This window comes from Pseudomonas sp. 31 R 17 (assembly GCF_900004915.1).
GTDB classification, from domain to species: domain Bacteria; phylum Pseudomonadota; class Gammaproteobacteria; order Pseudomonadales; family Pseudomonadaceae; genus Aquipseudomonas; species Aquipseudomonas orientalis_A.
The window spans coordinates 132,604-143,869 of the sequence record NZ_CVTN01000074.1; the positions used below are offsets into that span (position 1 = coordinate 132,604).

Sequence of the window (11,266 nt, forward strand, 5' to 3'; positions counted from 1 at the left end):
TCAAATTGGAATAAAAAAGCCCGGCTCAAGAGCCGGGCTTCTCATTCAAGCAACTGCAATCAAGCTCCGTACACCGGCAGCTTCTTGCAGATGGCCTTGACCTTCTCACGTACCGCGTCGATCACGGCTTCGTTGTTCAGGTCCGCCAGGATGTCGCAGATCCAGCCGGCCAGTTCCTTGCACTCGGCTTCCTTGAAGCCACGGGTGGTCACAGCCGGGGTGCCGAAGCGCAGGCCGGAGGTGACGAACGGTGAACGTGGGTCGTTCGGCACGGAGTTCTTGTTCACGGTGATGAAGGCTTTGCCCAGGGCAGCGTCAGCATCTTTACCGGAAATGTCCTGCTTGATCAGCGACAGCAGGAACAGGTGGTTTTCGGTACCGCCGGACACCACGTCAAAACCGCGCTCGATGAACACGCCGGCCATGGCCTTGGCGTTCTTGACCACTTGTTGCTGGTAGGTCTTGAACTCAGGCTGCAGCGCTTCCTTGAAGCAGATCGCCTTGGCCGCGATCACGTGTTCCAGCGGGCCACCCTGGGCGCCCGGGAATACGGCGGAGTTGAGCTTTTTCTCGATCTCGGCATTGGCGCGCGCCAGGATCAGGCCGCCACGTGGACCGCGCAGGGTCTTGTGGGTAGTGGTGGTGACCACATCGGCGTAAGGCACCGGGTTCGGATAGACGCCCGCAGCGACCAGGCCTGCAACGTGAGCCATGTCCACAAAGAGATAGGCGCCGACCTTGTCAGCGATTTCACGGAAGCGTGGGAAATCGAGGATCTGCGAGTAGGCGGAGAAACCGGCCACGATCATTTTTGGCTTGTGCTCGACCGCCAGGCGCTCGACTTCGTCGTAGTCGATCAGGCCGTTGGCATCGATACCATATTGAACGGCGTTGTACAGCTTGCCGGAGGAGGACACGCTGGCGCCGTGGGTCAGGTGGCCGCCGTGGGCCAGGCTCATGCCCAGGATGGTATCGCCACCTTGCAGCAGGGCCAGGTACACCGCGCTGTTGGCTTGGGAACCGGCGTGGGGCTGGACGTTGGCGTAATCGGCGCCGAACAGCTCTTTGGCACGGTCGATGGCCAGTTGCTCAACCACGTCGACGTATTCGCAACCGCCGTAGTAGCGCTTGCCTGGGTAACCTTCGGCGTACTTGTTGGTCAGCACCGAACCTTGAGCCTCCATCACCGCAGGGCTGGTGTAGTTTTCCGAAGCGATCAGCTCAATGTGCTCTTCCTGGCGCACGGCTTCTTGCTCCATGGCGGCGAAGAGATCGGCGTCGTACTTGGCAATAGTCAAATCACGGCTGAACATGGCGGTCCTCAAGGATCGGGGGCAGAAAAGGAGGGCATTCTAACCCAATGGGTTTTGGATGGCATATGAAAGGACATCATGTCGCGGACAAGTGGGGCTCATCTGGGTGTGGGTGGTGACTGTGCCGGCCTCATCGGGGCAAGTCCCCTCCCACACTTGAATGTGTTCGCAGATCAAAATGTGGGAGGGGGCTTGCCCCCGATGAGGCCAGTGGCCTCACCACACATCTCAGTCAAACATGAACAGCGCATCATTGCTGAACTGCGCCTCAAACCGATTCGCCGGCATCGGCCGCCCGAACAGGTAGCCCTGCACTTCATCGCAGCCATGCTCGCGCAGGAAGTCCAACTGCTCGTGGGTTTCCACGCCCTCGGCGATCACCGCCAGGTTCAGGCTGTGGGCCATGGCGATGATGGCGCGGGCGATCTGCGCATCCTGCTCGCCGGAGGGCAGGCCGTCGACGAAGGTGCGGTCGATCTTCAGGACGTCGATGGGGAATTGCTTGAGGTAGTTGAGCGATGAATAACCGGTGCCGAAGTCGTCGACCGCAATGCTCAGCCCCAGGTTTTTCAGGCTGGCGAGGATCTGCATGGCTTCGTTGACTTCGCGCATCAGGATACTTTCGGTCAGCTCCAGCTCCAGGCACGCCGGTGGCAGGCCGGTGTCCTTGAGGATGGTGGCGATGCGCGTGCCCAGCTGCCCGTCGGAGAACTGTCGCGCCGAGATGTTGACCGAGACTTTCGGCACCCGCACTTTGTTCTGGTGCCAGGTCTTGAGCTGGCGACAGGCTTCGCTGATCACCCAGTCGCCCACATCCACCACCAGCCCCAGCTCTTCGAGCACCGGAATGAAATCCCCCGGCGGCACCAGGCCGCGGCGTGGATGGCGCCAGCGCAGCAGGGCTTCGGCGCCGGTCAGGCGTTTGCCGTCGCCGCTGAACTGCGGCTGGTAATAGAGCACGAATTCGTCCTGTTCCAGGGCGTGGCGCAGGTCGCTTTCCAGTTCCAGGCGTTCCAGGGCGCTGGCGTTCATGTCGGCCTGGTAGAACTGGAAGTTGTTCTTGCCGCGCTCCTTGGCGTGGTACATCGCCGTGTCGGCGTTTTTCATCAACTGGCTCAGCTCGTTACCGTCCTGGGGGCTCAAGGCGATGCCGATGCTGGCGGTCACGAAGAACTCGCGGCCTTCGAGCACGAACGGCTTCACCAGGCTGGCCAGGATCTGTTCGGCCACAGTGATGGCACGGTTCAGCGCCATTTCGCGGTTGATACGCGGTTGCAGCAGCAGGGTGAACTCGTCGCCGCCCATCCGTGCCACGGTGTCGTCTTCGGCCACGCAACCGAGCAGGCGCGTGGCCATTTCCTTGAGCATACGGTCGCCCGCGGCATGGCCCAGGGAGTCGTTGATCGGCTTGAAACGGTCGAGGTCGAGGAACATCAGCACCACCCACGACTTCTGCCGCTCGGCCGATTGCAATGCGGTGTGCAGGCGGTCCTGGAACAGCGTGCGGTTGGGCAGGTGGGTCAAGGCGTCGTAGTAGGCCAGGCGGTGGATGCGCTGTTCGCTGGCCTTGCGCTCGCTGATATCGCTGAAGAAACACACGTAGCTGGCCAGGTCGCCTTCATCATCGAACACGGCCGTGATACCGACCCAGGCCGGGTAGTGCTCGCCATTGCGGCGCTTGAGCCACACTTCACCTTCCCAGGTGCTGTGCTGGTGCAATTGCTTGAGCACGTAGCGCAGGTGGGCTTCCTGCTGTTCGTCGACGGTGAGCATGTTCGGCAACTGGTCGAGTACATCGCTGACGGCGTAACCGCTGACCCGGCTGAAGGCTTCGTTGGCCTGCACGATATAGCCGGCCGGGTCGGTGATCAGGATCGCCGAGGTGGAGTGTTCGAACACCGTGGCCGCCATGCGCAGGTCTTTTTCCGCGCGGCGTTGCTGGCTGATATCACGGCCGACGCCGAGGATGCCTTCAAACGCGCCATGTTCGTCCCACACCAGCACCACGCGCAGCTCGATCGGCACTTTGCGCCCATCGGCGCGCAGGCAGTCGAACAGGAACAGTTGGGTCTGCACCTCATCGCGCAGGCTGTTCAGCGCCTCGGGATTACCCACGGCACGGCTGACCTGTTCCATCAGGCCATACATGCCGGTGAGTTGCTGCGGGTTGGCAATGATCGACTGCCAGCCGTTCTTGAACACCCAGTCCACGTCGTACCCCAGCACGGCGTTGACCGATGGGCTGACGTAGTTGAGGGCCAGTCGGCTGTCGGTGGAACAGATCACATCACTGATGCTCTCGGCCAGCATGCGGTAGCGTTGTTCGCTGTCGCGCAGGGATTCGCTGGCCTCGATCTGGTCGGTGATGTCCTTGGCCACGCCGATGATCCGTGTGACCGCCGCCGAGGTGTCCGTGGCCAGGGCCTGTTCGCGAATGTCGAAGCGTCGCCACTGGTTGTTGCGGTGACGAAAGCGCAGCTGGCAGTGCAGTTGGGTCGTATAACCCACCTCGCGTTGCTGTTGACGCGCGTCCTGGTAATGTTCGGCGTCTTCGGGGTGCAGCAGGATTTCCCAGAAGTACTCACCCATTTTCTGCAGTTCGGCCTTGTTGTAGCCGAGGGTATGGCCCAGGTGATGGTTGCTGAAGATCATGCGCTGGCTGACCACGTCCTGCACATACAGGTGGTCGGGCACGGTGCGTACCACATCCGACCAGAAACTCTCGCGCTCGACCAGCGACAGCTCGATCAGCTTGCGGCTGGTGATATCGCTGATGCTGAGGATGACCGCCCTGATGTCATCCTGCTGTTCCGGCAGACGCATGACCAGCCACAGGTATTGTTCATTGCCCGTCACATCGTTGAGCTGGATTTCCAGCTCCAGTTGTTTTTGCCGGGTCAGTACGGCTTCCAGCACCTGGTGGCCGATCGAGGTGGCATTGTGCGGCCCATCGTCAATCAGGCGCTCCCAGGCCTGCTCGCAGGAGCTGACGCCCAACAGGCGCACCGCCATCTGGTTGATCTCGGTGACGCGCAACTCCTTGAGCAGTTTGCGCCGCTCGGCGGGGTTGGCCTGCATCCAGGCGTGCAATTGTTCGCTGTCCTGCACCTGGGTCTTGTCGCAGAACGCCTTCACCCCCGACAGATCGAGTACGCACAAGGCCACGCCGGTGCCTTCGAAAATATCCTGGTAACGTCGGCGGCCCTCATTCACCTGGCGCTGGCGCCGGCGCATGTTCAGCAGCACGATCACCGGGATCAGCGAAAAAGCCAGGCCCAGCAGGCATTTGCCGATAAAGGCCGGCAGCAGTTGTTCGAGCACCGCGCTGCGGTCGAACAGCCCGTGCAGCTGCCAGTCACTTTTGCTCAAGGGTGTGACCAGCACACTTTTATTCAACTCGTCCGGGGTCAACGCAGTGGCCCAGGGTGCTGGCATGCCGCTGTCGCGGCTGACCACGCGATGGTTCAGGCGGTTCTCGATCGCCCACATCGGGCGCTGGCCCTGGGCATCCTGGCGCGTCAGGTTGGCCAGGTAAGTGGGCGTCAGGCGCAGTGCCCAGTACAGTTTCGAGCCACCGCTGGGCTGGTGCAGCAACAGATAGATGACGGTGCCGTCGCTGTCGTTGCTCAGGTAATAGGCTTGGGCGTGGCTGCGCTTGACCAGTTCTTCGAGCAGGGCGCTGTCCTGGCTGTCGCCGGCGGTGTCGCTGATCAGCGCGCCGCTGGGGGCGAGCAGGGCGAAGCTGCGCAATTCGGGAAATGAGCGCTGCAACGTGCGCATCAGGGCCTGTTGTTGTTCGGCGTTGCGCGGCGGCTCGACCATCGGCAGCAGATTCAAGGCGATTTGTGCGCTCAGGGCCATGTTCTGGCTGATCTGTTCGGCCAGGTCGGCGCTGTAGTCGATGGTGTATTGCTGCTGGTTTTTCTGGTTCTGCTGCAATTGGTCGAGCAGTTGCCAGAACAATAACGCGAGCAACACCAGCACAAGCGTCGCCAACGCGCCTTTAAAGGTGCCGTGCAGGGGCGCTCCTGGCGCTAGATGAGCGGCGCGCAAGGGCGTGGGCGGCGTGACTTTGGACAAGCTGTGATCCTGCGGTTGGCTGGACTGGCGCGCGACGTGCACTATAAGCCGGACGCCCGGAGGGCGGCTAGCATGCCTTGAGTTGTGGCAAAGTGCCAGTCCCGCCTGGCTGGACTGCCCCAGCGCATTCAGGTAGCTTTGCCGGTTACGCGGGGGCGTTCCAGCCCCAGATATTCAGGCTTTTTTTCGCTCGCCGGCATTGATGATAGTCAACGGCCCGCGCGGCGCATGGCCTGGCACGGGCTTCGTCCGCATAATTCATCAGTCACTGACGCTAGGTTCACCATGGCTCAATACGTCTTCACCATGCATCGGCTGGGAAAAGTTGTTCCGCCGAAGCGGGAAATCCTGAAAAATATTTCGCTGTCCTTCTTCCCTGGCGCCAAGATCGGCGTGCTCGGCCTCAACGGTTCGGGTAAATCCACGCTGCTGAAAATCATGGCCGGCGTCGACACCGAGTTCGAAGGCGAAGCCCGCCCGATGCCGGAGCTGAACATCGGCTACCTGCCCCAGGAGCCGATCCTGGACCCGACCAAGACCGTGCGTGAAGTGGTCGAAGAGGCCGTCAGCGTGATCAAGGACGCCCAGGCGCGCCTGGACGAGGTCTACGCCGCCTACGCCGAGCCGGATGCCGACTTCGACAAGCTGGCCGCCGAACAGGCCAAGCTCGAAGCCATCCTGCAGGCCGGCGACGGTCATAACCTGGAGCGCCAGCTCGAAGTCGCCGCCGACGCCCTGCGCCTGCCGGCCTGGGACGCCAAGGTGGAGTTCCTGTCCGGTGGCGAGAAACGCCGCGTGGCCCTGTGCCGCCTGCTGCTGTCGGCTCCCGACATGCTGCTGCTCGACGAACCGACCAACCACCTGGACGCCGATTCCGTCGCCTGGCTGGAGCACTTCCTGCACGATTTCCCGGGCACCGTGGTAGCGATCACGCACGACCGTTACTTCCTCGACAACGTCGCCGGCTGGATCCTCGAACTCGACCGTGGCGCCGGTATCCCTTACGAGGGCAACTACTCCGGTTGGCTGGAAGCCAAGTCCGACCGTCTGGCCGCCGAATCCAAGCAGCAATCGGCCCATGAAAAAGCCATGAAGGAAGAACTGGAGTGGGTGCGCAAAGGCGCCAAGGCCCGTCAGTCCAAATCCAAGGCCCGTCTGCAACGCTTTGAAGAAATGCAGTCGCAGGAATTCCAGAAGCGCAGCGAGACCAACGAGATCTACATCCCGGCCGGTCCGCGCCTGGGTGACAAGGTCATCGAGTTCAAGAACGTTTCCAAAGGCTATGGCGACCGCGTGCTGATCGACAACCTGTCGTTCTCCATGCCAAAAGGCGCGATCGTCGGCGTTATCGGCGGTAACGGTGCGGGTAAATCCACGCTGTTCCGCATGCTGATGGGCAAGGAAACCCCGGATTCGGGCAGCATCGAGATCGGCGAAACCGTGCAACTGGCCTGTGTGGACCAGAGCCGTGAAGACCTCGACGGCAGCAAGACGGTGTTCCAGCAGATTTCCGACGGCTCCGACCAGATCCGTATCGGCAACTATGAAATCCCGGCGCGTACCTATGTGGGCCGCTTTAACTTCAAGGGCGGCGACCAGCAGAAGTTCGTCAAGGACCTGTCCGGTGGTGAGCGTGGCCGCTTGCACCTGGCCCTGACCTTGAAAGAGGGCGGCAACGTGTTGCTGCTCGACGAACCGTCCAACGACCTCGACGTTGAAACCCTGCGTTCCCTGGAAGAAGCCCTGCTGGACTTCCCGGGCGCCGCCATTGTGATCTCTCACGATCGGTGGTTCCTTGACCGCGTGGCGACTCACATCCTGGCTTACGAGGATGATTCGCAAGCGGTGTTCTTCGAAGGTAACTACACCGAGTACGAGGCGGACCGGAAAAAGCGCCTGGGCGAAGCAGCTGCCCAACCGCACCGGGTACGCCACAAGAAACTGGCCTGATTCGGCAACAGGCGCAGCTTCGGCCGCGCCTGTACGCAGCAGCCTGTAGAAAAATACCCCTCGCGCAGGGTAATGCTGTTCAGTTAAGCGTACATCGCCCTCTGTAGGAGCGAGCTTGCTCGCGAAAAACGTCAACGATAACGCGTGATTCCTGATTGAACGCGGCGCCTGTGGTTTTTCGCGAGCAAGCTCGCTCCTACGAAAAGCCTTAACTCGCGCAGGGGTATTTTTTTGCCCGGATTATGCCCGCGGCGCCAGCGCCGGCCGTCCTTGCAGCAATTCACCGACCACCCCCATGAACGCCTCGACCAGCAGCGAGCGTGATTGCGAGCGCGTGAGGATCAGCAGGTGCACCCAGGCTTCGGGGTCTGCCAATGGTCGGTAGACCACGCCTTGCCTGGCCAGTGTGCGGGTGCACTGGGGCACCAGCGAGACACCTTGGCCTGCCGCGACCAGGGCGATGATCGAGGTGATCTGGCGCCCCGCAGGGCCCGGGTGCAGCGCCAGGCCGTGGCGTTGATACAGCTGCTCGATGGAACCGTTGAGGCCCGAACCGTAATCGCTGGGAAACAGAATCAACGGGAACTCACTGAGCTGGGCGAGGGTGACTTCGTCATGGCCAGCTAATGGGTTGTCGCTGCAAAGCGCTGCGACCAGGGGTTCCTGCCCCAACGACAACACCTCGACGTCGGTTTGCCCGGGCTCCGGCAGCAGGCGGCTCATGCCGATGTCGATGCGACCGTCCAGCACGTGCGCATGCAGGCTGCCGGAAGCGCTCTCCACCAGGGTCAGTTGCACCTCGGGAAAACGCTGGGCGAAGGCTCGCAGGGTTTGGCTGAACAGCTCCGACAGCGCGATGGAGCTGGCATAGCCCACCACCAGTTGGCCGGTGGCGCCGGCGGCCAGCTTGGCAGCGATGTCCTGCGCGAGCCGGGCGTGCTCCAGCGCGGCGCGGGCATAGGGTAGAAAGTGCCGGCCCTGGGCGGTCAGGGTGACCGTGCGGCTGGTGCGGTCGAACAGACGAAAGCCGAGCTCGGTTTCCAGGGCCGAGATGTGCCGCGTCAGGGGCGGCTGGGCGAGGTGCAGGCGCTGCGCCGCGCGACCGAAGTGCAACTCTTCGGCGACCGTCAGGAAGTAACGTAACTTGCGTAGATCAAGCATTCTGTTTCCTGGGTATTGATCGGTCCGAATTCGGTATTGGTGTTCGCCACGCTGGGCATTCTATAAAGATCCTCGACAATAAGACGAGAGGTCCCATGAGCCCGCGCTTGCATCACGCCCGCCTTGCCGTGTTTCTGTGTGGCTGTGCGGCGTTCCTGAATCTCTATGCGACCCAGAGCATCCTGCCCGTGTTTGCCCAAAGCTTCCAGGTGAGCGCCCGGCAGGCCGGGTGGAGCATTACCGTGACCACCCTGGCGGTGGCGCTGACTGCGCCGTTTGTCGGGCGCCTGACCGGACGTTTCGAGCAACGCACAGTGATTGTCGCGGCCGCCTTGCTGCTGGCGCTGCCGACGCTGCTGACGGCTTATGTGGACAGCTTTGCCGAGCTGCTGGTGTGGCGTTTTATCGAGGGTATGTTGATCCCGGTGGTGTTCGCCACCAGCGTGGCCTATATCGGCGACCGCTGGCGCGCAGCGACCGTCACCGAGATCACCAGCCTGTACGTCGCGGGTACGGTGCTCGGCGGGTTTGCCGGGCGCTTTGTCTCCGGGGTCATGACCCAATACGTCGGCTGGCGCGAAGCCTTCGAGCTGTTGGCGGTGATCAGCCTGGCGGTCGGCCTGCTGATCCTGTTGCTGCTGCCGGCCAATCCAGTGGCACGTCCCAACCTTGCTGTCGTGCGCGCACGCGGGGTGCGCAGGCTTTTGCGCAAACCCCTGCTGGCGGCCTATGGCGTCGGTTTCTGCGTGCTGTTCTCGCAAGTCGCCACCTTTACCTATGCCGGGCTGTATCTCAGCCATGCACCATTCAACCTGGGCGCCGCCGCCTTGGGGACACTGTATGCCGTGTTCCTGCTGGCGCTGGTGGTGATTCCCATTGCCGGGCGCTTGAGCAAATCGCGACCGCAATCGCAGTTATTGAGCGCCGCCGTGGCCCTCGGGCTCTGCGGGTCGGCCCTGACCTTGTTGCCGTCCCTGTGGCTGATCGTGCTGGGCCTGGCCCTGAGCTCGACCGGCGTATTCCTGGCCCAGGCCTGCGCCAATGCCTACATCGCCACCACGGCCGGGCAGGACAAATCCGGCGCCGTGGGCCTGTACCTGACCGGCTATTACCTGGGCGGCAGCGCCGGCGCCGTGGCCCCGGCGCTGCTCTGGGAGCAGTGGGGCTGGCCGGGCTGCGTGGCATTGATCGCAGGCTTTCAGTTGTTGTCGCTGGTGATCGCCCTGCTGGGCTGGAAACCGGTAAACACCCAGGCACCGATCGCCGGCCAACGCGGCAAACCGGCCTGATTTTTTCATCCAATAAAGGACTATGAGAGGTGAATATGACTGACACCCTGATCAAGCGCAGCCAGCTGTTGAAAATCATCGAACCGGTATTGAACGACATGCCGGCCAGTACCTTGCGCCATGCCCTGTTCGAAACCGTTTGGGCTCAGGAAGAGGCGCTGATGGCTATCGAAGAGGCTTTTGCGCGACTCACCTCGCGTCGGCATTCGCCGGCGGTACTGCGCAAGTTCTTCGCCAGTTGGTCCAAGACCAATAATTCGGCGGCCAGTGTGTCCGGCCTGGCCAACCGGATTACCTTGCTGGCGCGTTCCGACGCCGGTTCCGCTGCCGCCGCGCAGCTGTACCGTGCCTGCGGCAGCCTGCAGCGTATTACCGATGAAGACTTGGGCGCATTGGGCAACACCGTGCACGCGGACCTGTTCTACACCATGGCGACCGCGCTGTGCGGCGATGACCAGTGGATGTTGAAGGACAATTGCCTGCCCTCGGCCCAGGCCTTCAAGGATTGGACCGACAGCCGTCGCCTGCGTGATCGCGACCTGTTGCAGGGCTTGCTGACCACGTTGATCCACGAGGTGTATACCCACGGCGAAGTGGAGTTCATCCATCCGATGTACTCGCAGTGGTTCGTCCGGGACATGGGCGTGCCGCCGGAAAAATCCCGTGCGACGGTGGCCTGGGTCACCGTGCACACCGGCGGCACCGAGAGCAACCATTTCGCCCATGCGGTGGCGGCGGTGAACGAGTTTACCAGCGCCCTGCAGATTGAGGTGGACCCCGCCACGGCGCGCGACATTTTTGCCGAATACCTGCAGCGTAAAGCCAGCGTGATGAACGACTGTGCGCAGTTGCTGGGTTGACCCGGCGGTTTAGCCTGAGAGCCTCTGACCCAGATGAACACCCTGAAGCACACCGCAGCCCCGTCGTTGTCGCCGCCTGACCCGGCAAGCGTGCGCCGCCGTTCCCTGGTGGCTGGTTGCGGCGCGCATGCCGTGCACGACGGCCTGACCGATGTGATCTACGTGCTGTTGCCGATCTGGCAAGCGCAGTTCGGCCTCAGCTACGCCCAGGTCGGCCTGTTGCGCGGTGCCTATGCGGGCATGATGGCCGGTTTCCAGCTACTGGCCAGCCGCGCTGCGGCGCGCTGGGGGCGCGAACGTCTGCTGGTGGGCGGCACTGCGCTCGCGGGCCTGGCCTACCTGCTTGCCGGCCAGGCCGGTGGGCTGGCGGTGCTGCTGGTGGCGCTGCTGCTGGGCGGTCTGGGTGCAAGTACGCAGCACCCCCTGGCTTCGTCGCTGATCACCGATACCCACGAGGCGGGCGGGGGCGTCAAACAAGCGCTGTCGCAGTACAACTTCAGCGGGGATATCGGCAAGACCCTGATCCCGGGACTGATCGGCCTGTTGCTGGCAGTGATCAGTTGGCGCGCCAGTGTCACCCTGCTGGGTGTACTCGGGCTGTTGGCGGCCGGCC

The 11,266-nt window shown here is 62.6% G+C and carries 7 protein-coding genes; 4 read left to right on the plus strand and 3 right to left on the minus strand.

Annotated features, from left to right (window positions below; translation table 11 throughout):
* Positions 1 to 59 precede the first annotated feature (59 nt).
* Together glyA and BFP89_RS18845 are read right to left on the minus strand one after the other, a co-directional pair.
* Positions 60 to 1,313, minus strand: a complete 1,254-nt coding sequence (glyA, locus tag BFP89_RS18840) for a serine hydroxymethyltransferase (protein WP_057724972.1) — start codon at positions 1,311 to 1,313, stop codon at positions 60 to 62.
* Between the two features lie 228 nt (positions 1,314 to 1,541).
* Positions 1,542 to 5,393: a sensor domain-containing protein gene (locus BFP89_RS18845; protein ID WP_065886922.1), complete on the minus strand. Its 3,852-nt coding sequence runs from the start codon at positions 5,391 to 5,393 to the stop codon at positions 1,542 to 1,544.
* Positions 5,394 to 5,678: 285 nt separating this feature from the next.
* Here BFP89_RS18845 and ettA point away from each other — a divergent pair, with 285 nt between their 5' ends.
* On the plus strand, positions 5,679 to 7,343 hold the full coding sequence (ettA, locus tag BFP89_RS18850) for an energy-dependent translational throttle protein EttA (RefSeq protein ID WP_065886915.1): 1,665 nt from the start codon (positions 5,679 to 5,681) through the stop codon (positions 7,341 to 7,343).
* A gap of 240 nt (positions 7,344 to 7,583) precedes the next feature.
* Here ettA and BFP89_RS18855 read toward each other — a convergent pair whose 3' ends face one another.
* The gene (locus tag BFP89_RS18855; protein ID WP_065886916.1) at positions 7,584 to 8,504 is read right to left on the minus strand and encodes a LysR family transcriptional regulator; all 921 of its coding nucleotides are present in this window, start codon (positions 8,502 to 8,504) and stop codon (positions 7,584 to 7,586) included.
* A gap of 95 nt (positions 8,505 to 8,599) precedes the next feature.
* On the opposite strand from BFP89_RS18855, the gene BFP89_RS18860 reads away from it, so the two are divergent.
* The 3 genes from BFP89_RS18860 to BFP89_RS18870 all read left to right on the plus strand — a co-directional run.
* Positions 8,600 to 9,793, plus strand: a complete 1,194-nt coding sequence (locus BFP89_RS18860) for an MFS transporter (RefSeq protein WP_065886917.1) — start codon at positions 8,600 to 8,602, stop codon at positions 9,791 to 9,793.
* Between the two features lie 35 nt (positions 9,794 to 9,828).
* Positions 9,829 to 10,653, plus strand: a complete 825-nt coding sequence (locus tag BFP89_RS18865) for a hypothetical protein (RefSeq protein WP_065886918.1) — start codon at positions 9,829 to 9,831, stop codon at positions 10,651 to 10,653.
* A 33-nt stretch (positions 10,654 to 10,686) separates the two neighbouring features.
* The coding region (locus BFP89_RS18870; protein WP_141689109.1) for an MFS transporter at positions 10,687 to 11,266 on the plus strand (580 nt) is incomplete at its 3' end.